Source organism: Bradyrhizobium sp. I71 (assembly GCF_022354745.1).
GTDB lineage: Bacteria > Pseudomonadota > Alphaproteobacteria > Rhizobiales > Xanthobacteraceae > Bradyrhizobium > Bradyrhizobium liaoningense.
Genome location: NZ_CP059398.1, coordinates 2957364 through 2978309 on the forward strand (window position 1 = coordinate 2957364; position 20946 = coordinate 2978309).

The 20946-nt window shown below is 65.5% G+C and carries 20 protein-coding genes, 1 tRNA gene and 1 riboswitch; of the genes, 7 read left to right on the top strand and 14 right to left on the bottom strand.

What is annotated here, in order from left to right:
• Nucleotides 1–66: 66 nt before the first annotated feature.
• The 7 genes from FJV43_RS14510 to FJV43_RS14540 all read right to left on the bottom strand — a co-directional run bounded on the left by FJV43_RS14510 (nucleotide 67) and on the right by FJV43_RS14540 (nucleotide 7010).
• Nucleotides 67–1149: an ABC transporter permease gene (locus FJV43_RS14510; RefSeq protein WP_239627922.1), complete on the bottom strand. Its 1083-nt coding sequence runs from the start codon at nucleotides 1147–1149 to the stop codon at nucleotides 67–69.
• Nucleotides 1149–1907 (bottom strand): ATP-binding cassette domain-containing protein, encoded by a 759-nt coding sequence (locus FJV43_RS14515; protein WP_239627924.1) that lies wholly within the window; start codon nucleotides 1905–1907, stop codon nucleotides 1149–1151. Before FJV43_RS14515 ends, FJV43_RS14510 begins: the two co-directional genes overlap by 1 nt.
• 12 nt (nucleotides 1908–1919) lie before the next feature.
• Nucleotides 1920–3242: a xylose isomerase gene (xylA, locus tag FJV43_RS14520; protein ID WP_239627926.1), complete on the bottom strand. Its 1323-nt coding sequence runs from the start codon at nucleotides 3240–3242 to the stop codon at nucleotides 1920–1922.
• A complete protein-coding gene (gene xylB, locus FJV43_RS14525; protein WP_239627928.1) occupies nucleotides 3239–4696 on the bottom strand; it encodes a xylulokinase in 1458 nt (485 codons plus the stop codon). Before xylB ends, xylA begins: the two co-directional genes overlap by 4 nt.
• An 81-nt stretch (nucleotides 4697–4777) precedes the next feature.
• The gene (locus FJV43_RS14530; RefSeq protein ID WP_239627930.1) at nucleotides 4778–5836 is read right to left on the bottom strand and encodes a LacI family DNA-binding transcriptional regulator; all 1059 of its coding nucleotides are present in this window, start codon (nucleotides 5834–5836) and stop codon (nucleotides 4778–4780) included.
• A 94-nt stretch (nucleotides 5837–5930) separates the two neighbouring features.
• A complete protein-coding gene (locus tag FJV43_RS14535; RefSeq protein ID WP_239629427.1) occupies nucleotides 5931–6404 on the bottom strand; it encodes a GNAT family N-acetyltransferase in 474 nt (157 codons plus the stop codon).
• Between the two features lie 24 nt (nucleotides 6405–6428).
• Nucleotides 6429–7010 (bottom strand): XRE family transcriptional regulator, encoded by a 582-nt coding sequence (locus FJV43_RS14540; protein ID WP_239627932.1) that lies wholly within the window; start codon nucleotides 7008–7010, stop codon nucleotides 6429–6431.
• A 175-nt stretch (nucleotides 7011–7185) separates the two neighbouring features.
• Here FJV43_RS14540 and FJV43_RS14545 point away from each other — a divergent pair, with 175 nt between their 5' ends.
• Nucleotides 7186–8178, top strand: coding sequence for an alpha/beta hydrolase (locus FJV43_RS14545; RefSeq protein WP_239627933.1), 993 nt, complete (start codon nucleotides 7186–7188; stop codon nucleotides 8176–8178).
• A 5-nt stretch (nucleotides 8179–8183) separates the two neighbouring features.
• Here FJV43_RS14545 and FJV43_RS14550 read toward each other — a convergent pair.
• Nucleotides 8184–8257 (bottom strand) — tRNA-Gly (locus FJV43_RS14550).
• Nucleotides 8258–8430: 173 nt separating this feature from the next.
• Between FJV43_RS14550 and FJV43_RS14555 the strand changes: the two genes are divergently transcribed.
• From FJV43_RS14555 to FJV43_RS14570, 4 genes are all read left to right on the top strand, one after another.
• Complete coding sequence (locus FJV43_RS14555) at nucleotides 8431–9009, top strand: methylated-DNA--[protein]-cysteine S-methyltransferase (RefSeq protein WP_239627935.1); 579 nt, start codon at nucleotides 8431–8433, stop codon at nucleotides 9007–9009.
• A gap of 9 nt (nucleotides 9010–9018) precedes the next feature.
• Nucleotides 9019–9858, top strand: coding sequence for an AraC family transcriptional regulator (locus tag FJV43_RS14560; protein WP_239627937.1), 840 nt, complete (start codon nucleotides 9019–9021; stop codon nucleotides 9856–9858).
• Between the two features lie 56 nt (nucleotides 9859–9914).
• On the top strand, nucleotides 9915–10274 hold the full coding sequence (locus FJV43_RS14565) for a VOC family protein (RefSeq protein ID WP_239627939.1): 360 nt from the start codon (nucleotides 9915–9917) through the stop codon (nucleotides 10272–10274).
• 138 nt (nucleotides 10275–10412) lie between these two features.
• On the top strand, nucleotides 10413–10814 hold the full coding sequence (locus FJV43_RS14570; RefSeq protein ID WP_239627941.1) for an SRPBCC family protein: 402 nt from the start codon (nucleotides 10413–10415) through the stop codon (nucleotides 10812–10814).
• Nucleotides 10815–10829: 15 nt separating this feature from the next.
• Here FJV43_RS14570 and FJV43_RS14575 read toward each other — a convergent pair whose 3' ends face one another.
• Both FJV43_RS14575 and FJV43_RS14580 read right to left on the bottom strand, forming a co-directional pair.
• Nucleotides 10830–12272 carry an MATE family efflux transporter gene (locus FJV43_RS14575; protein ID WP_239627942.1) on the bottom strand — a complete coding sequence of 481 codons (1443 nt, stop codon included), beginning with the start codon at nucleotides 12270–12272 and terminating at the stop codon, nucleotides 10830–10832.
• 165 nt (nucleotides 12273–12437) lie between these two features.
• Nucleotides 12438–13490, bottom strand: a complete 1053-nt coding sequence (locus tag FJV43_RS14580; protein WP_239627944.1) for a hypothetical protein — start codon at nucleotides 13488–13490, stop codon at nucleotides 12438–12440.
• Between the two features lie 221 nt (nucleotides 13491–13711).
• On the opposite strand from FJV43_RS14580, the gene FJV43_RS14585 reads away from it, so the two are divergent.
• The gene (locus tag FJV43_RS14585; RefSeq protein WP_239627946.1) at nucleotides 13712–15076 is read left to right on the top strand and encodes a cytochrome c peroxidase; all 1365 of its coding nucleotides are present in this window, start codon (nucleotides 13712–13714) and stop codon (nucleotides 15074–15076) included.
• A gap of 31 nt (nucleotides 15077–15107) precedes the next feature.
• Here FJV43_RS14585 and FJV43_RS14590 read toward each other — a convergent pair whose 3' ends face one another.
• A complete protein-coding gene (locus FJV43_RS14590; RefSeq protein ID WP_239627947.1) occupies nucleotides 15108–16214 on the bottom strand; it encodes a 2'-deoxycytidine 5'-triphosphate deaminase in 1107 nt (368 codons plus the stop codon).
• A gap of 109 nt (nucleotides 16215–16323) precedes the next feature.
• Nucleotides 16324–16403: riboswitch (SAM riboswitch) on the top strand.
• 75 nt (nucleotides 16404–16478) lie between these two features.
• Here FJV43_RS14590 and FJV43_RS14595 point away from each other — a divergent pair.
• Nucleotides 16479–17666 carry an O-succinylhomoserine sulfhydrylase gene (locus FJV43_RS14595; RefSeq protein WP_239627949.1) on the top strand — a complete coding sequence of 396 codons (1188 nt, stop codon included), beginning with the start codon at nucleotides 16479–16481 and terminating at the stop codon, nucleotides 17664–17666.
• Between the two features lie 64 nt (nucleotides 17667–17730).
• Here FJV43_RS14595 and FJV43_RS14600 read toward each other — a convergent pair whose 3' ends face one another.
• From FJV43_RS14600 to FJV43_RS14610, 3 genes are read right to left on the bottom strand one after another with little or no spacing between them, the layout of a single operon-like run.
• Nucleotides 17731–18723 carry an SGNH/GDSL hydrolase family protein gene (locus FJV43_RS14600; protein ID WP_239627951.1) on the bottom strand — a complete coding sequence of 331 codons (993 nt, stop codon included), beginning with the start codon at nucleotides 18721–18723 and terminating at the stop codon, nucleotides 17731–17733.
• A 12-nt stretch (nucleotides 18724–18735) separates the two neighbouring features.
• Nucleotides 18736–19518: an SGNH/GDSL hydrolase family protein gene (locus FJV43_RS14605; protein WP_239627952.1), complete on the bottom strand. Its 783-nt coding sequence runs from the start codon at nucleotides 19516–19518 to the stop codon at nucleotides 18736–18738.
• Nucleotides 19518–20774: an OpgC domain-containing protein gene (locus FJV43_RS14610; RefSeq protein ID WP_239627954.1), complete on the bottom strand. Its 1257-nt coding sequence runs from the start codon at nucleotides 20772–20774 to the stop codon at nucleotides 19518–19520. Before FJV43_RS14610 ends, FJV43_RS14605 begins: the two co-directional genes overlap by 1 nt.
• Nucleotides 20775–20946 lie beyond the last annotated feature (172 nt).

Sequence of the window (20946 nt, forward strand, 5' to 3'; positions counted from 1 at the left end):
TCCTGTCAGAAGCGTCCGGGAAGCGGACGGGCGGCATCTTGGTTGCCCTCCCGGAACGACGTCACGTCAGGTCATCCGCGAGCGGATACGGTCGACCAGCACAGCGAGGATGATGATCACACCCACCAGCGTCTGCTGCCAGTAGGAGCTGACCTGCGCCAGCACGAGACCGTTGCGGATCACTTCCAGCAGCACACAGCCGACGATGGCCCCGAGCGGGCCGCCAATGCCGCCGGCGAGGTTGGCGCCGCCGATCACGGCCGCCGCGATCACATTGAGCTCGTAGGATGTCGCCATGTTGGCTGGCGCCGACCCGAGCCAACCGGAGATGATGATGCCCTGGAGCCCGGCGGCGAGCGCGCAGATCACGTAGACCTCGATCTTCACCCGCACCACCGGAATGCCGGTGAGCTCGGCCGCCTTCTCGTTGCCGCCGAGCGCGAAGACGTGGCGTCCGAACGCGGTGTGATGCAGCGCCACGGCCATCGCCAGCGCGAGGATCACGAGATAAATGAAAGGCACGGGTACGCCGAGCACATCGCCCGAGGTCGCGGCGTAGAAATAGTCGGCGTCCGGACCACCCGGAAAGCTGCCACGGCCGTTGGAGACGACGTAGCCGAGCCCGCGCACGATCGAGAGCATGCCGAGCGTGGTCACGAAGGGCGACAGGCCGAGCACGGCGATGCAGAAGCCGTTGACGAGCCCCGCGATCAGCGCCACGCCGAGGCCGGCGACGATCGAGACCAGCAGGATCAGTCCGGGCACATTGGCGAGCACGGTCTTGCCGTCGGCCGCCATGTGCACGAACAGCGCACCCGCGGGCGAGCCGGGCGTCGACAGCTCGGTCATCACCATCGATGTGATCATGGCGGAGAAGCACATCATCGAGCCGACTGAGAGATCGATGCCGCCGGTGATGATCACGAAGGTGACGCCGAGCGTCGCAATGGCGATGAAGGAAAAATTCTTCGCCACATTCTGCATGTTGCCTTCGGTGAAGAAGTAGGGGCTGGCGAAATGCATGATCACCAGCAGCACCGCCAGCGCGAGCAGCACGTAGCCGGTCTGGGAGGCGAAGATACCGCGCTGCCACCATCTGATCTTGCCGACATTGGAGAACGTGATCGAGGATTCCATGGGCATGGTCATCACGCCGCCTCCTTCGCACCGGTGATGAGAGCGGTGACTTCCTCAGGCGACGTCTGGTGGATCGGCTTGTCGGCCCGCTTCTCGCCGCGGCGCATGACGATGACGCGGTCGCACACCGCGAACACGTCGGGCATGCGATGCGAGATCAGCATGACGGCGACGCCCTGCTCCTTCAGCCGGTGAATCAGGCCGAGCACCTGCTCGACCTGGCGAACAGAGATGGCGGCGGTCGGCTCGTCCATCATCACGAGCCTGGCGTTGGACAGCCGCGTCCGGGCGATCGCGACCGCCTGGCGCTGGCCGCCCGACATCTGCTTGACGAGATCGTCGGGGCGCGTCTCCGAGCGCAGCTCACCGAACAGCTCCAGCGCGCGCGCCGCCATCGCCTTGTGATCGAGCAAGGCGATGGGTCCGAATTTGCGCTTCAGCTCGCGGCCGAGGAAGACGTTGGCTGCCGCCGTGAGATTGTCTGATAGTGCGAGGTCCTGATAGACCACCTCGATGCCGACAGCGCGGGCATCGACCGGGCGGTTGAAGTGGACCGTGCTGCCGGCAAAGCGGATCTCGCCGTGGGTGGGACGGAAATTGCCGGCGATGATCTTGACCAGCGTCGACTTGCCCGCGCCGTTGTCGCCCATCAGGCCGACCACCTCGCCGGGGAAGACCTGCATCTCGACGTCGTGCAGCGCGCGGATGGCGCCGAACTCCTTGCCGATGCCGGTCAACTCGAGGACCGGTGTTGCGTCGGTCTTTGCCATCAGCGGTCCTCCTCAGACGTAGCGGTTGACGAGGGATTCCAGGTATTCCTGCCGGCCCGATCGCGGCTGCGGGTCGAAGCCGGGACTCATGGCACGGTCGGCGAGATCGGCGAGCGAGCGCTGGCCGCCGAGAATGGCGCGCCCCTCGGGGCTGGCCCACCCGTCGTAACGCTTGGCAAGCGGCTCGGTGAGGACGGCGGCATCGATCATGTCGGCGGCGGCGAGGAAGGCACGCGCGCAGGCATCCATCGAGCCGACATGGGCATGGATCAGATCGTCGGGGTCGATGGACTGGCGGCGGATCTTGGCGTCGAAATTGAGTCCGCCCGAGGTGAACCCGCCGCGGTTCAGGATCTCGTGGAACACCAGCGCAAGCTCGCCCACGTTCATCGCGAACTGGTCGGTGTCCCAGCCGAGCAGATCGTCGCCGCGGTTGATGTCGAGCGAACCGAAGACACCGAGCGCCTCGGCGAGCGCGACCTCGTGATGGAACGAGTGGCCGGCGAGGATGGCGTGGTTCTGCTCGATGTTGAGCTTGACGTCGTTCAGGAGATCGTAGCGCTCGAGGAAGCCGTAGCAGGTGGCGACGTCGAAATCATACTGATGCTTGGTCGGCTCCTTCGGCTTCGGCTCGATCAGGATCGGCCCCTTGAAACCGATCTTGTGCTTGTGCTCGACGACGAGCGAGAGAAAGCGGCCGAGCTGGTCGAGCTCGCGCTTGAGATCGGTGTTGAGCAGCGTCTCGTAGCCCTCGCGTCCGCCCCACAGCACGTAGTTCTCGCCGCCGAGCCGGCGCGTCACCTCCAGTGCGGCGCGGACCTGACCCGCGGCATAGGTGAAGATATCAGGGTCCGGATTGGTCGCGGCGCCCGCCATGTAGCGGCGGTGTGAGAACAGGTTCGCGGTGCCCCAGAGCAGGCGCACTTTTGCGGAGGCCATCTTCTGCTCGAACAGATCGGCGATCGCGTTGAGGTTGGCAACGGATTGCGCGAGCGTGGCGCCTTCCGGCGCCGCATCGACGTCGTGGAAGGTGAAGAACGGCACGTCGAGCAGGCGGAACAGCTCGAAGGCGACGTCAGCCTTGGCGCGTGCCATCGCCATCGCGTCGGTGCCGCGGTGCCAGGGCCGCAGGAACGTCTCGCCACCGAAGGGATCGCCGCCCGGCCAGCAGAAGGAATGCCAATAGCAGACTGCAAAGCGCAGATGATCCTCGAGCCTGCGGCCGTGCACGAGCCGATCCTTGTCGTACCAGCGGAAGGCGGGCGCGTTTGCGGCATCCTTGCCGGCAAAGGCTACGGGTGCGCTTGCATCGAAGAACTTTGCTGAAGCGTTCACTTAGCGGACTCCTTCAATGCTGGATAAAGCGCGCGCCACCGCCGATAGGCCTCGTCATAGGCCGAAGCGACGGATGCACGGGGCGTGAAGGTCGCGAGCCGCCGCGGACGGATGCATACCTCTGCTGCGTCTTCGGCGGTGGCGGCGATGCGGGCGAGCCGTGCAGCGCCGAGCGCGGCTCCGACCTCACCTTCCTCGACGCGGTGAACGGGAATGCCGAGCACATCGGCGCAGATCTGCGCCCACAGCGCCGAACGCGAGCCGCCGCCGACGAGATCGACTTCGGCAATCGGCCCACCCGCCGCGCTCAGCGCCGCCAGATTGTCGCGCGCGGCAAAGGCGACGCCCTCGAGCACGGCCTGGACGATCTGGCTCCGGCCGGTCGCACCGCGCAAGCCGGCAAGGGCGCCGCTGGCCGCGGCATCGTTGTGCGGCGTGCGTTCGCCATCGAGATAGGGCAAGAATTTGATCGGGCTTGGTCCGTCGACGCGCTCGCCGAGCGGCGCCAGCAGCGCTGCAGCCGGCGTCTCCATCACGCCTGCGAGCCACGCGAGCGAGGCCGCCGCCGACAGCATTACGCCCATCTGGTGCCAGAGGCCGGGCAGCGCGTGACAGAAGGCATGCACGACTGATGCCGGCGCCGGCGCGAAGCGATCGGTGACGCGGAACAGGACACCCGACGTTCCCAGCGACAGGAAGGCATCGTCCGGCACGATGGCACCGAGCCCGATCGCGCTGGTCGCATTATCGCCGGCACCGCCCGCGACCACGACATCCTTCTGCATGCCCCAGCGCCGCGCGTAGTCCGGCGCGAGCACGGCGCTCACCTCACTGCCCTCGACCAGGCGCGGCATGTGGTGCAGATCAAGCCCGGTGGCATGCAGCAGCAGGGCCGACCAGCGACGCAGACCGACATCCAGCCACAGCGTGCCGGCCGCGTCCGACATGTCCTCGACCATCTCGCCGGTGAGGCGATAGCGAACATAGGCTTTCGGCAACAGCACCTTTGCCACGCGGTCGAAGATTTCGGGTTCATGCCGCGCGACCCATAGCAATTTCGGGGCGGTGAAGCCGGGCATCGCCAGATTGCCGGTGATCGTGTGCAGCGAGGGACAGCGCCGCTCCAGCGTGGCGCATTCGGCCTGCGAGCGACCGTCGTTCCAGAGGATGGCCGGACGCAGCGGCCGGCCGTCCTTGCCGAGCAGTGTCGCGCCATGCATCTGGCCTGACAGCCCGATGCCACGAACCTTCGCAACCTCGCGCGGCTGGCGCGCGGCGAGATCGTCGATGGCGCCGATGGCCGCATCGACCCAGGCGTCGGGATCCTGCTCGGACCACAGCGGCGCAGGGTGCGACAGCGCAAGCTCGCGCGCCGCCGTCGCGACGACCGCGCCGGCTTCGTTCACGAGCACCGCTTTCACACCGGATGTGCCGACGTCGATCCCGAGATACACGCTATCCTCCCTTTCGCCTGCTGCGGTGCGCGATCTTGCGTCGCTTTCCCCGCAACGGGCCGTTCCGAAATCCGCCTGCCGCTAAGGCAGATTGTCCCGCATCACGATGTCGATCCTGATCTTCTCCTGTTCGCGCAGGATCGGCTCGCCGCGGGCGAGCGCCAGCAGCACGCGCACGGCCGCGCGCGCTTCATGTCCGGGGTTCTGCGAGATCGCAGCATCCATCACGCCCTGCAGCAGCAATCGGCGCGTCAGCGCCGTGACGTCGTGTCCGACGAACACCACCTGCTTGTCGCGACCGATTTCGCTCAACGCCTTGTCGTTCAGTGCCTTGGCGACGCCCTGCGTGCCGGCACCGACATTATAAAGGCCGACAATGTCGGCATGACTGCCGAGCAGCCGGCCCAGCAGCTGTTCCGAACGGTCGTCCTCGTCGCGCCCTTCCAGCACGGGCAGCACGCTGAGATCGGGGAATTCCGTCGCCATCACCTGGTTGAAGCCGAAGATGCGCTCGGCATGATCGCGCAGGCCCTGCGAGCCCGCGACGATCGCGACCTTGCCGGGCTTCCGGCCGACCAGCCGCCCGACCAGCGCGCCCGCCGTGCGGCCCGCGGCGATATTGTCGATGCCGACATAATGGTGCCGGCGCGAGGATGGTACATCCGAGACCAACGTCACGACCTTGGTGCCGGCATCGACGAGATCGTTGATGGCAGCGCGCACGGCGGGATGATCCAGTGCCACCACGGCAACGCCGTCGCAATCGCCCGACAATGCCTCCAGCGAGGCTGCGAGCGCCGAGGGGTCGAACACGTCGGTTGCGACCGTCTCGACGCTAAGGCGGCGGGCCGCCAGCCAGGCTGCCATCTCGCCGAGATAGGCCTCGATCTGCTGCATGAACGGGTTTGGCCCCGACGGCATCACGAAGGCGAAACGGCGGGCGCGGCCGCGTGCGAGTTCGGCGGCGGCCACATGCGGCTGGAACGAATTGCGCTCGATCGCCGCCTTGACGCGCCGCACCGTGTCCGGCCGCACGCCCGGGCGATTGTGCAGAACGCGGTCGACCGTCGCGAGGCTGACGCCTGCCTCGCGGGCGATGTCCTTCAGGGTCAGCGCGGTCGGGGTGAGCGTCTCGGCCATGGCTGAAGGCTAGCAGAGGTGTTTTGAGGTGCGCAACTCATTTTGAGGCACCGTCGCTGATTTGCGTGCCTTTGCGAGGAGACGCGCTCCTGAGCTACCGACGCGCCGGCGCCGACAGGTCCAGCGCCAGGAACAGGCTGTTGGGATCCTCGACATAGCCCTCGAACGGGCCACAGACGATGAAGCCGTGCGCAAGGTAGAGCGCGAGGGCCGGCTTGAAATAGTCCCACGAGCCGGTCTCGAGGCTGAGCCGCGTCATGCCGCGCGCACGAGCCTCCGTGATGATGTGACGCAGCATCCGGCCGCCATAGCCGCGCCGCCGCGCGGTCTGCAGCGTGTGCATCGACTTGACCTCGCCGTGGCTCGCCGAAAGCGTCTTCAACGCCCCGGTGGCGACCAGCGTCTCGCCGTCCCAGCCGGTCCAGAACGCGACGTCGGGTGCACGCAAGCCCGCAAGATCGAGCGCGTGGGCGCTGCCCGGCGCCGTCTGCGCCCGCGCGGCCGTGACGTGGTGATCGAGCAGCGCGACGACGCGGGGATCATAGGTGTCGCCGGTGCGGATCTGCATCGTGCTCGTCTCCATGTCCTGCCCTCACATCTTGCCGTAGGACGCGCCGCGCCTGATGATGATGACGTAGCGCGCGTCCTGTTTCGTTTCGTTCTCGAAAATCACGGCGCGCATCACGTCGAAATCCAGACAATCGCCCTCCCGCAGCCGCACGGCCTTGGCATCGATATGCACGGCGATCGCGCCCTCCAGCATCAGCAGCTGCTGGGTGAAGGCGTTGCGGCCCCAGGGGCTGTAGGAGACGCGGGCGCCGGCCGGAAGGTCGACGACGATGATCTCGATGCCGCTGGCCGCATCCGGCGGCGAGGCATGACGCCGGCGATAGCCGCTGTCGGGATCGCGCCAGAGCGGCTGGTCCGCAAGTCGCACCAGGCGCTCCGGCGGCTTTTCGGCGAGCGCGACGACGTCGCTGAGCGTGACGTCGAGCGCCGCGCAAAGCTTGTTGAGCAGCGCCGCCGTCGCACTGCTCTGCGCCCGCTCCACCCGCCCGATCATGGCCCGGCTGACGCCGGAGCGGCCTGCAAGCTCGTTCAACGTCATGCCCGCCTGCGTCCGCAGCGTTTTCAGGCGCCGACCGATGGCGCGATCGAGTTTCTGCTGGTCCATGGCCTTCATCCGAACATCACCCGACACGAGGACCGCACCCATCGGCGCAAGAGCAGCCTAGCGCGCACAGAGGCAAACGCCGGGAGCGGGAAGTCCAATATATTAGAATCTTTGCTGAGCACGTTGGGCCGATTAGGATGGGCACCAACCACAATCACCAATCGGAGGCGACGATATGGGCGAGCCGACGCAGCGGACGATCAAGACCAACGGCATCAGCCTCAATGTCGCCGAGCAGGGGGAGGGGCCAATGGTTCTGCTCTGCCACGGCTTTCCGGAAGGCTGGTACTCCTGGCGGCATCAGCTCGAGGCGTTGGCAGCGGCTGGCTACCACGCGGTTGCGCCCGACATGCGTGGATACGGAAAGAGCGACCGGCCCGAAGCAATCGATCAATACACGATCCTCCACATGGTCGGCGACCTCGTCGGCGTGCTCGACGCCTTCGGGGCGAAGGATGCCGTCATCGTCGGCCATGACTGGGGTGCGACGATCGCCTGGCACACGGCGCGCCTGCGGCCCGATCGCTTCCGCGCCGCCGCTATCCTCAGCGTACCCTATCGACCGCGCAGTCCTGTGCGGCCGACGAGCGTCATGCCGCAGACGGCGGATGCGCAGTTCTATCAGCTGTACTTCCAGGAGCCGGGTATCGCCGAAGCGGAGCTCGAACGGGATCCTCGCGCAACGCTCCGTGCCATGCTCTTTGGCGGTTCCGGCGAAGGGGCCGCGGCGATCCGCGCCAATGCCGAGCGTCAGGGACGGACCGTTGGCGTCGGCATGGTTTCGCGCAAGGACGGAATGTTGCCGAAGATGCAGGTGCCGCTGCCCTCGTGGCTGAGCGCCGCCGATCTCGACTATTACGGCGCCGAATTTACGCGCAGCGGCTTTCGCGGGCCACTCAATTACTACCGCAACATCGATCGCAATTGGGAATTGATGGGGGCCTTCGAGGGCGTGAAGGTTGTGGTGCCGTCGCTTTTCATGGCAGGCGACCACGACATGGTCATCGCCTTCCCCGGTGCGGCCGATCACCTCGCCCACATGAAGCAATGGGTGCCGCAGCTCCGCGAGATCATAATGCTGCCCGGCTGCGGACACTGGACGCAGCAGGAGCGGCCGGCGGAGGTGAACGCGGCGATCGTGGAGTTTCTGCGAAGCTTGCCGGGCTAAAGTCTTGGAGCGGGCGAAGGGAATCGAACCCTCGTATGCAGCTTGGGAAGCTGCCGTTCTACCATTGAACTACGCCCGCTTGTGCGCGCCTTGCGCCCCTCCTGATTAGCCGAGACGGCGCGTCCCGCCAAGCGGTTTGGCGCGCCCGGCCCGACGGTTGTTAACGTCCTGATAAGATTCCAAGTGCGCCGGATTGTGGCGGTGTTATGATTTCGTGTCTGGGGCGAAACGTGCACTGAGTGGGGCGTGTGCATGGCGGGGCGTGCTTACGCGATATTCGACACGGCGCTGGGGCGCTGCGGCATCATCTGGAGCGGCACCGGCGTGGTCGCCGTGCAATTGCCGGAGGCGCGGGAGATCGACACCCGCCGCCGCATTTTCCTGGCCCATCCCGAGGCGCGGGAGCAGCCTCCGTCCGAGAACGCCGAGCTGGCGATCGAGGGGATCGTCGGCCTGCTGCAAGGCGGCGACCCCGATTTCTCCGACGTCAGCCTGGACGCCGGCGGGGTGCCCGGCTTCAACCGGCGGGTCTACGAGTACACCTGCACGATCCCGCGCGGCGAAACGCGCACCTGCCACGAAATCGCCAAGGCACTGGGCGCCTCCGGCGCCGTGCACTCGGTGGCGCAGGCGATCGCCAAGAATCCCTACATGCTGATCGTGCCCTGCCACCGGGTGCTGGAGGCCGGCAATTACACCGACCGGCTATCGCCCTATGCCGGCATGATCTCCAAGCGGCGGCTGCTGGCGCTCGAAGGCGCCCATCCCGTCGCCAGCAAGACGCTGTTCGAGGTGCTGCTGCCCGTTGCTCCGCCCCGCGCGCCTACCTAGATAGGCCGGATGGATGCGACCACGCTGCTGACGACGCCATCGATGACGGTCTCCGAATTTCGCTGCGATGCGGGACCGGACGATACGCCGTTTGCCGAATGCCGCACCGGCCATTCCATCGCCTATGTCCGCGCAGGGAGCTTCGGCTGCCATTGCCGCGCCGGTTTCTTCGAGCTGGTGGCAGGCTCGATGCTGGTCGGCGCCCCCGGCGAGGAATACACCTGCACGCATGAGCACGTGTCCGGCGACGTCTGCCTGTCGTTCTTTCTCAGCGAGGACCTGGTCGAGACTCTCGGCGGGCGGCGTGAGGTCTGGCAGGTCGGCGCGACGCCGCCGCTGCCCGAGCTGATGGTGCTGGGCGAGCTCGCCCAGACGGCAGCAGATGGCAACAGCGACCTCGGTCTCGACGAGATCGGCCAGATCCTCGCCGGCCGTTTCATTGACGTCGCCTCGGGCAAGGCGCGCAAGCCAGCCTCCCCCACCGCGCGCGACCGCCGCCGCGCCGTCGAGGCCGCGCTGTGGATCGACGACAACTCGCATGCCGAGCTCGACCTCGAACAGGCCGCGCGGCAGGCGGGCCTCAGCCCATTCCATTTCCTGCGGCTGTTCTCGAGCGTGCTCGGCGTCACCCCGCATCAATATCTGGTGCGCTCGCGGCTGCGGCACGCGGCGCGGCTGCTCGCCGACGACGACATCGCGGTCACCGACATCGCCTATGACGTCGGTTTCGGCGATCTCTCCAATTTCGTCCGCACCTTCCACCGCGCAGCCGGCGTATCCCCGACCAAATTCCGCCAGGCCTCGAAGGGACAGCGCAAGATTCTCCAAGAGCAGCCTGCCCTCAACTGACTAGGGTCGTCTCCGACGCGCGCCACCCTCGGCACGCTTCTGCAATGGAGACGACCATGTACGACCACATCGGATTGCGTGTTGCCGACCTCGACGCTTCGACACGCTTCTACACCGCAGTGCTGGCGCCGCTCGGCTATGTCCTGTGCTCGAGCGGCGACGGTTATGCCGGCTTCGGGCCGAAGGGCCAGCCGGCGCTGTGGCTGCACCTGAACAAGGGCCGCAATGCCGACGGCGCCCATATCGCCTTCCGCGCCAAAGATCATGACGCCGTCAAGGCGTTCCATGCCGAAGGGCTGAAGAGCGGCGGCCGCGACAATGGCGGCGCCGGACCGCGCAAGGACTACAGCCTGACCTACTATGCGGCATTCTTGATCGACCCCGATGGCAACAATGTCGAGGCGGTTTGCGTGTGAGCTCTCTCCTTCGTCATTGCGAGGAGCTCTCGCGACGAAGCAATCCAGGCTGTCCCCGCGGAAACATTTCTGGATTGCTTCGCCACCCTCCCAATGACGATGCCCGCGGCACCACTTATCACAATCAAGGATACGTTCATGGCGTCCATCCGCAACGACATTCCCCTCCCCGCCTCCGCACACGACGTCTGGGACGCGGTGCGCGATTTCGGCGCGCTGCACCAGCGGCTGGTGCCGGGCTTCGTCACCGCCTGCACGCTCGACGACGATGCGCGCATCGTCACCTTTGCCAATGGTTCGGTCGCACGCGAGGTGCTGGTCGATTGCGACGATGCGCGACAGCGCCTCGTCTATGCCATCAGCAACGAGCGGCTGAAGCATTACAGCGCCTCCGTGCAGGTGATCGCCGAGAGCGAGGTGCGCTGCCGGCTGGTCTGGATCATCGACTTGCTGCCGAACGGACTCGCGGCCTACATTCAAGGGCAAACGAAGGAGGCCGTCGGCGCGATCCACAGGGCATTCCCACCCGCGGCTGCGTGATTTTCGCATCGCGCTTTAGTCGGCAGCCGAAAGCGCCGGCCTGATCGCAGCTTTCGCCTTGCGCGGCCCCCAGCGTGTCAGCACCACGCTGGAGCACGACAGCACACCCAGCACGACCATCGAGCTTGCGGCCAGCCAGAAGAAGCTCTGCGCGCTGGCGCCGTGCGTCGACAGCCACCAGCCGACGGCCGCGATATAGATCAGCCGCGCCGTCTGCGCGAGCACCGGGCCGATCACCTTGGCGGCGCCTTGCGAGGAGAAATACATCGTCGTTGCAAGGCCGAAGAAGGCGTAGAACGGCCCGACGGTCGAGAGATATTGATGGCTCGCCGCGCGTACGGCCACGCTGTCGGTGAACATGTTGACCCAGAGATCCGGGAACATCGCAACGAGGCACGCAGGCGCGCCGACCGCCACGAAAGCGGCCGCACTGGCGATCCAGGTGATGCGCCGGGCGCGTGCGATGCGGCCTGCGCCGATCGCCATACCGACCATCGGCACACAGGCGATGCCGAACGAGAACGCGATCGAGGTCAGCAGAAACTCGAGCCGCGCGCCGATGCCGTAACCGGCGAGGATCGCGGTGCCGAACTTCGCCAGCATGTGGGTGAAGATCGAGATCGTCAGCACCGATTGCAGCGGCGAGAAGCAGGCGATGGCGCCGACCTTGAGGATGTCGAAGAACATCGCCCATCGGATGCGCAAACCGCGCAGTCTCAGTACGATCCGCGCGCGGCCGGAGAACAGGTACCAGCCCATGATGCAGATGTTCATGGAATAGGCGATCAGCGCGCCGGCCGCGACGCCGCGCATTCCGAACTGCGGCACCGGTCCGAGACCGAGACCCAGCGTGCCGCCGAGCACGATCTGCCAGGCCGCGGAGTTGAGGATGAGAAATGACGGCAGCTTCATGTTGCCGGTGCCGCGCAGGACACCCGCCATGGTGTTGAGCAACCAGGGCAGCACGGCGCCGCCGAAAAACACTTGCGTGTAGGCGATCGCATGCGTCAGCACGGCGCCGCGGCCGCCAAGCATTTCGAGCACCCTGGGTCCGAAGATCAGCATGCCCAGCATGAAGACGAGACCGAAGCTGATGCCGATCAGCATCGCATGCACGGCGAGCGTTCCGGCACGCTCGCGATCACCTGCGCCGAGCGCACGCGCGATGGCCGAGGCCACCGCACCGCCCATGGCGCCGCCCGACATCGTCATGGTCAGGATCACGGTCGGAAACACCAGCGCCATCGCCGCCAGCGCCTCGACACCGAGCCGGCCGACATAAGAGGTCTCCGCGATCACCACGCAGATGCCGGCCGACAAGCCGATCACGTTCGGCCAGGCGAGGGAGAGCAGCGTGCGCAGGATCGGCCCGTCGGTCAGCGCGCTCTTGACGGAGCGCGGGGGCGGCGGCAACGGGCGCTCTTGCTCATCGACCGGGATCTCGGCGATGTCCGTCATGTCCTCTCCCGGGCAGAAGCGCCATTTGCGGCGCGGCAATGAACGGGTGTGCCAATCAATCCATTCGCGCGCAGGGCGCGGCGGGGACTTGTTAGCACGGTGCGCGCCGATTCTTCCTGCGTCGGGTGCAGGCGTGCCCTGCGGCAGCGCTCCCAATCGGCGATCCTACCCGATCGTCCAGACCAGTGGCGGACGGCCAGCGACCGCAGAGCGCATCTGCACGCCGATGTGCCGTCCGCACCCCGCGGCGAGCCCCTCGAACAATCCCGCCAGCACCTGCGCACAAGCGGGGTGGTGGTCGGCGACGTCGTCCATCAGCTTCCAGCTCTGCTGGTGTATTTCGAACGTGCCTTCTGATTGCGTGGTCTCGGCCGCATCATCCTGCGCGGCAAACAACGCGCTCAGGAACGATGCGAACTCTCTCGCGCCGCCGCGGGTCATCGCCAGCGCCGGGGCAACCTCGTCGAAATATTGCATGCCGATCAGCTTGCCGGTGAGATGCAGGAGATAGCCGGCATCCTCCGGACCGAACAGCTGCACCATCACGGGCGCGGCGGTGCGGACATATTCCATGGCGTAGTTGCGATAGGCTTTTTCCAGACGCGGCTTCGGCCAGCTCGCGACCGGCAGCGCCGGCGCGGTCTTCGCATCGAACAATGGAGCTTCCAGATGACGCGCGAACACCAGGCGCTGGTCCGGCTCGAGCGGATGGTCGTACTGATGATAATAGCCTTCGAGCCCATCCTGGCCATCGACGCTCTGCTTGGTGCAGACGAAGCCAAGCCTGAGATCACCAAGCGCAACGCCGTTGTTGGCGTGCCAGCCACGCAGCATCGCGCTGGAGACCTCGCCCGGCACGCCGCAGATCGCGGTGCCCCTCCAGATCCAGCGCGGCGGCGGATAGCGAATCCAGGCTTTGCTGTCGCTCTCATACATGTATTCGACATGCACGCCGCCGATCCAGTTGGAGAGATAGTGATATTGCGCCGCCGCGACCGCGGGCGGCAGACCTTTAAGCCCGAGCTTCTCGAGCCCGGGCAGGAAACGCTCCTGCTGCTGGCGGCGGAACACACGGAAGACGAATTCCGCGGCATCCGCTGTCCCGCGCCGAGTCACCACGGTGAGGATGAGGCCGGTGAAATAAGCATGATAGAGGTCGGCGACCGCCCGCCAGCGCCTCCATTGCGCTTTCTGCGCGGCTTCTGTTTCGCTCCTCATGCTTGCTCCCGATGGATTTGTTGTAACGGACTGTGTCATTGCGCGAGAGGCGACGCAACCGAGCCACGCGCGCGGCCGTCATGCCCGACCAGATCGGCGATCCAGAAAAGTAACCGGATGAGCGACGCTATATCCGGATCCTTCCTCTGATCATCCCGAATAGCGCTTCGCTCGTCTACGGCTTGGAGCAATCTCGATACGCTTTCATCGATTCGCTCAGCATGACGTTCAAGACCTTTCGTGTTAGCTTTCTTACTTGTCCCGAGAACAAGGGCTATCGGATGCGCGCAATATCGCTGGCCGTTCTCCTGCTCCTGTCGCAGATCTTGCCGTTGCTTCCCGCATCGGCGGCGGACGAAGACAGCGCCGTCGGTCCACCGCCAGCGCTGGCGCCGGGGCAACCCCCGCCGCTGCCTCGGCAAGGGCCACTCGCCGAGCCGCGCTCGCGGGATCAGGTCGGTTTTCCCGCGGCGCTGACAGCGTCAGTGATCCCGCCGGCAACCCCGCTTGCACCTGCGACGGTTGCGTTGGGACAGAAGCTGTTCTTCGACGCCCAGCTCTCGGGCGACGGCACCATCGCCTGTGCCACGTGCCACGATCCGGCACGCGCCTTCACCGACGGCAGGCCAGTGTCGATCGGCATCCATGGGCGCGCCGGCCAACGCAACGCCCCGACCGTGCTGAATGCGCTCTACAACAAGTCGCAGTTCTGGGACGGTCGCGTCGACACGCTTGAGCAGCAGGCGGCGCTGCCGATCACCAACGCTCTCGAGATGGGCTCGGCCAGCATCGGCGATGCCGTATCCAGGATCGCCGGCGACAAGGACTATCAGGCCCAGTTCATGCAGGCCTTCGGCCGCGGCGTCAACGAACAGGACATGTTGCGCGCCATTGCAACCTATGAACGGACGCTCGCGTCCTTCGATTCGCCCTTCGATCATTTCATCGCTGGAGATGCGAATGCGATCAGCGATTCGGCCAAACGTGGTTGGGAATTGTTCAACAACAAGGCGCGTTGCAATCTTTGCCATGCGCTGACGGATAGAGAGCGCGATCCGACTGTCTTCACCGATCACGATTTTCACAACATCGGCATCGGCATCCTTCGGCATCGCGTCGGTGCGCTGGCGGAGCAGGCCGAGCGCGAGCTGGCGCAGGGACGTGCGCTGGATGTCGACAACGCGGCGATCGCGAACGAAATGTCGGTTCTGGGACGTTTCCTGATCACCAAGCGGCCGGGCGACATTGCGTCCTTCAAGACGCCCGGCCTGCGAAATATCCTGGTGACCGCGCCCTACTTTCACGACGGATCGATGGAAACGCTGTGGGACGTCATGGATCACTACAACAAGGGCGACGGCGTCGCTGACGCGTGGCTCGATGAGGACATCCAGCCGCTGGCGCTGACGGAGACCGAGATCGACGACGTGGTGGCGTTGATGGCGGCACTGACCAGTCCGCAGTACAAGGACGCCGGCGACAAGGAGTATGCGCGACAGCTCGCACTAACCAGGGTGAACCGTCCGCAGCGCGATACGGCACGCGCCTTTGGTCCGAAGCCGCCACGGCCGAAGCCGCCGCTTTGAGCCATGGTGCACGCGCAGCGCTTGCTGACACTTACACCCGAAAATGCTTGCTCAGCTTCAGGCCCTGCGCCTGGTAGTTGGAACCGATGCGCTGGCCGTACATCGCGTCGGGGCGGGCGAGCATCTTTTCATAGACGAGGCGGCCGACGATCTGGCCGTGCTCGAGGATGAACGGCACTTCGCGCGAGCGCACCTCAAGCACGGCCCGCGAGCCCTGCCCGCCGGCGCCGGCATAGCCGAAGCCGGGATCGAAGAATCCGGCATAGTGCACGCGGAACTCGCCCACCAAAGGATCGAACGGCACCATCTCCGCGGCGTAGTCGGGCGGCACCTGCACCGCTTCCTTGGAGGCGAGGATGTAGAACTCGCCGGGATCGAGGATGAGGCTGCCGTCGGGGCGGGCCGAGATCGGCTCCCAGAAGTCTTCGACCGCGTAGCCGGAGCGGCGATCGACGTCGACGACACCGGTGTGGCGCTTGGCGCGATAGCCGACGAAGCCGCTCGCCTTCTCGCCGGAGAGGTCGACGGAGACGGCGACACCGCCGGAGAGGTCGGCATCGTCGATGTCGACGAGGCGCTCGGCGGCATGCAGCGCCTCGAGCTCGTCGGCATTGAGGATGGCATCACCGGTGCGGAAACGCACCTGCGACAGGCGCGAGCCCTCGCGCACCAGCACCGGAAAGGTCTTCGGGCTGATCTCGGCGTAAAGCGGGCCATGATAGCCGGCGCCGATCATGTCGAAGCGGCGGGTGCCGTCGGCGATCACGCGGGTGAAGACGTCGAGCCGGCCGGTCGAGCTCTTGGGGTTGGCTGCCGCGACGATTTCCGGCGGCAGCGCCAGACTTTCCAGCAGCGGCACGATGTACACGCAGTTGGTCTCCAGCACCGCGCCGTCGGCGAGGCTGAACTCGTGCAGCTTCAATTCATCGATGCGTTCGGCGACCGTGGCGCCGGGACCGGGCAGGAAGCTGGCGCGGACGCGATAGGCGATATCGCCGAGGCGCAGATCGAGGCTCGCCGGCTGGATCTGGCTCTCGACGAAGTCGTATTCGGGCAGGATGAGCCCCGCTTCCGCCATCGCCGCGATCATGCGGTCGGGCAGGATACCATTGGCGTCGGCGGCGACCGTGAACGTCAACCGGGGGTCCTCATCAGGGCTCTCTTGCATCCCGACATACGGGAAAAACAGCCTGTTACGGCTAGCCGATGGACGCCTTGACGGAAAGGGCATTGCGGAATATGAGCATCACTTATCCCGTGGTGATTTGAGCCGGCCGGCTTGCAGCCACGTTAAATAAGTCGCTAAACAGGCCGGGGACCTCTGTGATCCCGGCCCGTGGAGATATCCAGGCCGGTTTTTTTGTGACCGTTTGCGCATCGAATGGTCATGTCGGAGGGTCCTATGTCGAAGTCGCCTGCCAACTACCGTCCCGAAACCCGCCTGGTCCATTCCGGGACCCTGCGCTCGCAATTTGGCGAGACGTCGGAGGCGCTGTTCCTCACCCAAGGCTACGTCTACAACAGCGCCGAGGAGTGCGAGGCGCGGTTCAAGGGCGAGGACCCCGGCTTCATCTATTCGCGCTACTCCAACCCCACCATCGCGATGTTCGAGCGCCGCATGATCGAGCTCGAAGGCGCCGAAGCCGCCCGCTCGGCGGCGACCGGCATGGCCGCGGTGACGACCGCGATCCTCGCACCGCTCAAGGCCGGCGATCACGTCGTGGCTTCGCGCGCCCTGTTCGGCTCCTGCCTCTACGTCATCCAGGACTTGTTGCCGCGCTACGGCATCGAGACCACGCTGGTCGACGGGCTCGATCTCGACCAATGGCAGCGCGCGCTGAAGCCCAACACGAAAACGTTCTTCCTGGAGAGCCCGACCAACCCGACCCTCGACGTGCTCGACATCCCCGGGATCGCCGAGATCGCGCACAAGGGCGGCGCGCGGCTCGTGGTCGACAACGTGTTCGCCACGCCGATCTGGCAGAGCCCGCTCGCGCTAGGGGCCGACGTCGTCGTCTATTCCGCCACCAAGCATATCGACGGCCAGGGCCGGTGCCTGGGCGGCATCATCCTGTCGTCGGAAGCCTTCATCGCCGAGCACATCCACAATTTCATGCGCCAGACCGGTCCCTCGATCTCGCCGTTCAATGCCTGGGTCCTGCTCAAGGGCCTGGAGACGCTGGGCGTGCGCGTGCGCGCGCAGACCGAGACCGCAGCGCGCATCGCCGAGGTGCTGGCGAGCCATCCGAAGATCTCGCGGCTGGCCTATCCCGGCCGCGCCGATCATCCGCAGGCAGCTTTGGTGAAGAAGCAGATGCGCGGAGGCTCGACCCTGGTCGGCTTCGAGGTCAAGGGCGGCAAGCAGGCCGCGTTCCGCATGCTCAACGAATTGAAGCTTGCGAAGATCTCGAACAATCTCGGCGACGCCAAGAGCCTCGTCACGCATCCGGCGACGACGACGCATCAGCGCCTGAAGCCGGAGGACCGTGCCGCGCTCGGGATCAGCGAGGGATTCATTCGCTTCTCCGCGGGGCTCGAACATGCCGACGATCTGATCGAGGATCTGACGGCGGCGCTGGAGAAGGCGTGAATGGCGAATAGTGATTGGCGAATAGGTCGATCTATTCGCTACTCGCCATTCCCTATTCGCCCTCTCACATCGGCCGGTACGTCCGCACGTCCGCGGGCACGTTCACCCCGAGCTTGATCTGGCCGACGGAACGGATGATGTCATCACCCAACAGCTGAGCGAAGCAGGCATAGCCCCAATCGTTCATGTGCAGGCCATCGGCGATCACGAAGCCCTCGACCGGAATGGCCTGCTTCTCATGCCAGTCGCGCATCACCTCGAAGCGCGGGAAGATTCCGACGTGACGGAGCTCGGCGACCTTGCTGAGCAGCTTCACCATCTTGCCAGCGCTCTCGGCGCGCTGGTTGACGGCCGGCGAATATTGCGGATCGACCAGCACGATGTCGGCGCCGCCCGCGGCCTGGATGCGGCTGATGCCGTCCTCCACCATCTTGGCGGTTTCGCCGGGATCGAGATTGCGCAGCACGGCGTTGGTGCCGACCTGCCAGATCACAAGATCCGGATGCCTGTCGATCACCTGCGTCTGGAGGCGCTTCATCATCTCGGGGGCGTCCTCGCCGCCGACGCCGGCATTGATGACGCTGATGTCGGCGGTCGGATAGTGCCGGCGCAGCTGCGCAGCGAGACGATTGGGGTAATTGAACTCCGGCGAGCTCGCGCCGAACCCTTGAGTCGACGACGAGCCGAACGCGACGATGACGACGGGCAGGCCGGCGACGAGCTTGCCAGCAACGTGCGGCAGCGAGCCCATCGCCTTCGAACCGTCCTTCGGCGGCTGGCAGGGCACACGGTTGAAGATGTCGCTGGCGGATTTGGCGGCCTGCTTCACCTTGTCGATGGCGCGCGCCGTGATGCCGCGCTGCTCGGGCGACGTCGCAGCGACGGTGGTCTGGGACGGCGAAGTGGAAGCGGGATCAGCCGATTGCGCGGGGGCGGGGGTCGCCTGGGCGGCTGGCGTCTGGGCATGCGATTTCGAGGCCGGAATCAGCAACAACAGCGCCGCGGCTGCAGGCGCGGCCAGCCATGTCGTCAGGCAAAAAGGGCGGAGAGAACTCATTAACGCTAGACCTCAATTCTGCTGCTGGGCCGGCTCGAGACGGGCTGCGTCGAACACGAACTGTGCCAACGCCCGGCCAAGGCAATCATGGACCTGCTTCGCCAGCTCGGGCCCGCGGGACGGGCTGAACAGGTCGAACTGACCCTGATCATTCCACTGCCGCATGATCGCGAAACGATCGAACAGCGGAATACTGTGCTCCTGCGCCACCACCCGCATATTATCGAGAAAAGGCTGCGCCGAGATCATGGTTTCAGTGCGTGGACTATACTGCAGATTCATCAAGACGACGTCAGCCCCCGCATTTTGCAACGCAGCAACCCCTTCGGTGACGGCGCTGCGAAACTCGTCGGGATCGCTGGCGCGGATAGCGTCCACCGTCCCTGTCTGCCAGATGACCAACGTAGGCGTTTTTGCTTCCATCAGCTTAACGAAAGTGGAGGCGGTCTCCTCCGCCGTTTTCTTGCTCTGTATTTCTACGGAGACATGCACCGCCTCCGACGGCGGCAGCTTCTCCTTGAGGATCGCCTCCATGCGCGCCGGGTACGAGCTGTTCTCCGAAGATGGAATGGTCGTCGAGCGGCTGCCGATGACCAGGATATCGAGCGGCTTGCCGGCCTTGACGGCGGCGGCGACCTTGGGCAGCGGGCTTTCGCTGGCCAGCAGGTAGGCCGGCAATTCGCAGGAAGGGGGCGCCGCGGGGGGAGCCGTGGGCGCAGCATCGCCCGCACGCGCCACAGGCGCGGCGAGGCCACCGCATAGCAGGATCAGGCTCAGGAGAACCTTCGCCTTCATCAGCCCCCTCCCGCCAGATCGGCATTGCCGACGGCGTTTTTGGTCTTCGCACCGCTCTTGTCAGCCACGCGCTTGTACCACGAAATGACCCAGGCTACCCCCCACATGATCAGGACTCCGGAGAGACTAATCAAGGCGTGCATGGCTGCGCCGCCGGAGACTTCGGCCAGGATGAAGTGGCCGGCGAAAGCAAGGAAGACGCCGAGACAGAAGATCTCGAGGGAATGCTGGCCGCACAGGATCAGCGGCCGCAGCCAGGGCGACTTCAGGCCCGGCCAGTCCCGCGGCAGGAAGCGCACCGTGAGCGCGGCCAGCGCCAGGAAATGCGTGAAGCGCAGCACGTCAAGATCGGTCTTGTTGATCGGATACATCCATTGCTCGATCAGCTTCGGCATGAACTGGGAGAGCTGCGGCACATACCAGGTCAGCGTCACGTAGAACGACGCGACGAGATAGGCGATCGCCAGCCACATCGTGACGCGTGACGACAGAATACGCGACATGCGGCGCGCACCTCCGAGCGCGCACCAGGCACCGAACACGAACAGCAATTGCCAGGCAAAGGGATTGAAGGCCCAGAAGCCGTTCGGATAGGCCGACAGATAAAGATCGTACTCCCAGGTGACCGCGTAGAGCAGGACCGAAAGACCGAGGGTGACGTCGGGCCGCCATTTCATCGACCACAGGATCAGGGGCAGCGCCAGCATCAGCACGATGTAGAGCGGCAGCACGTCCATGTTGACGGGACGAAAGCGCAGGAGCAGCGCCTGCACGATGGTGACGTCCGGCTGCTTGAGGAAGTCCATGATGCCCATCTCTTCGGTGTAGAGCGGGTTCTCGAATCTGGTCGCTACATAGGAGATCTCCGCAAGGAAGATCGTGAACAGGAAGACGTGGGCGACGTAGATCTGCCAGACCCGGCGCAGGATGCGCGCGGTGGCGATGAGGACGCCGCTCTCCAGCATCGCCCGGCCGTAGACGAAGGCGGCGGTGTAGCCGGAGATGAAGATGAAGATCTCCGTAGCGTCGCTGAAGCCGTAATTGCGGATCGTGAACCAGGTCAACAGACTCGGCGGCAGGTGGTCGATGAAGATCAGCCACAGCGCGAGCCCGCGGAACAGATCGAGCCGGAGCTCGCGCTCGCCGATGGCGGGCAGCGTGATAGCCGGCGCGGCGGCGCGCGGCTTGGTCCCTGCGGGTCTGGCCTCCGCGGTCCCCGCGATCGTCGATCCCGTCACTTGGTCGGCAATGGTCATCGGGGGCCTAAGAACCCTTCCGCAAAACGCGACGTTGAAGGAATGTAGGGGTCCCGCCGTCGTCTCGCAAAGCGGCCCGGATCATTTAGGGTAATCTCCCTTTGGGGTGTCCTTCCCTTCGAATTCTGGCGGGACGATGTCGCCAAAGCCGTCTGTGGCGTTTGGTTCCCGG

Excerpts from the sequence above, each read along its gene's own strand:
- FJV43_RS14510 (WP_239627922.1), bottom strand. The coding sequence starts at position 1,149 with ATGACCATGCCCATGGAATCCTCGATCACGTTCTCCAATGTCGGCAAG.
- FJV43_RS14515 (WP_239627924.1), bottom strand. The coding sequence starts at position 1,907 with ATGGCAAAGACCGACGCAACACCGGTCCTCGAGTTGACCGGCATCGGC.
- FJV43_RS14530 (WP_239627930.1), bottom strand. The coding sequence starts at position 5,836 with ATGGCCGAGACGCTCACCCCGACCGCGCTGACCCTGAAGGACATCGCC.
- FJV43_RS14535 (WP_239629427.1), bottom strand. The coding sequence starts at position 6,404 with ATGCAGATCCGCACCGGCGACACCTATGATCCCCGCGTCGTCGCGCTG.
- FJV43_RS14540 (WP_239627932.1), bottom strand. The coding sequence starts at position 7,010 with ATGGACCAGCAGAAACTCGATCGCGCCATCGGTCGGCGCCTGAAAACG.
- FJV43_RS14545 (WP_239627933.1), top strand. The coding sequence starts at position 7,186 with ATGGGCGAGCCGACGCAGCGGACGATCAAGACCAACGGCATCAGCCTC.
- FJV43_RS14555 (WP_239627935.1), top strand. The coding sequence starts at position 8,431 with ATGGCGGGGCGTGCTTACGCGATATTCGACACGGCGCTGGGGCGCTGC.
- FJV43_RS14560 (WP_239627937.1), top strand. The coding sequence starts at position 9,019 with ATGGATGCGACCACGCTGCTGACGACGCCATCGATGACGGTCTCCGAA.
- FJV43_RS14565 (WP_239627939.1), top strand. The coding sequence starts at position 9,915 with ATGTACGACCACATCGGATTGCGTGTTGCCGACCTCGACGCTTCGACA.
- FJV43_RS14570 (WP_239627941.1), top strand. The coding sequence starts at position 10,413 with ATGGCGTCCATCCGCAACGACATTCCCCTCCCCGCCTCCGCACACGAC.
- FJV43_RS14575 (WP_239627942.1), bottom strand. The coding sequence starts at position 12,272 with ATGACGGACATCGCCGAGATCCCGGTCGATGAGCAAGAGCGCCCGTTG.
- FJV43_RS14580 (WP_239627944.1), bottom strand. The coding sequence starts at position 13,490 with ATGAGGAGCGAAACAGAAGCCGCGCAGAAAGCGCAATGGAGGCGCTGG.
- FJV43_RS14585 (WP_239627946.1), top strand. The coding sequence starts at position 13,712 with ATGACGTTCAAGACCTTTCGTGTTAGCTTTCTTACTTGTCCCGAGAAC.
- FJV43_RS14595 (WP_239627949.1), top strand. The coding sequence starts at position 16,479 with ATGTCGAAGTCGCCTGCCAACTACCGTCCCGAAACCCGCCTGGTCCAT.
- FJV43_RS14600 (WP_239627951.1), bottom strand. The coding sequence starts at position 18,723 with ATGAGTTCTCTCCGCCCTTTTTGCCTGACGACATGGCTGGCCGCGCCT.
- FJV43_RS14605 (WP_239627952.1), bottom strand. The coding sequence starts at position 19,518 with ATGAAGGCGAAGGTTCTCCTGAGCCTGATCCTGCTATGCGGTGGCCTC.
- FJV43_RS14610 (WP_239627954.1), bottom strand. The coding sequence starts at position 20,774 with ATGACCATTGCCGACCAAGTGACGGGATCGACGATCGCGGGGACCGCG.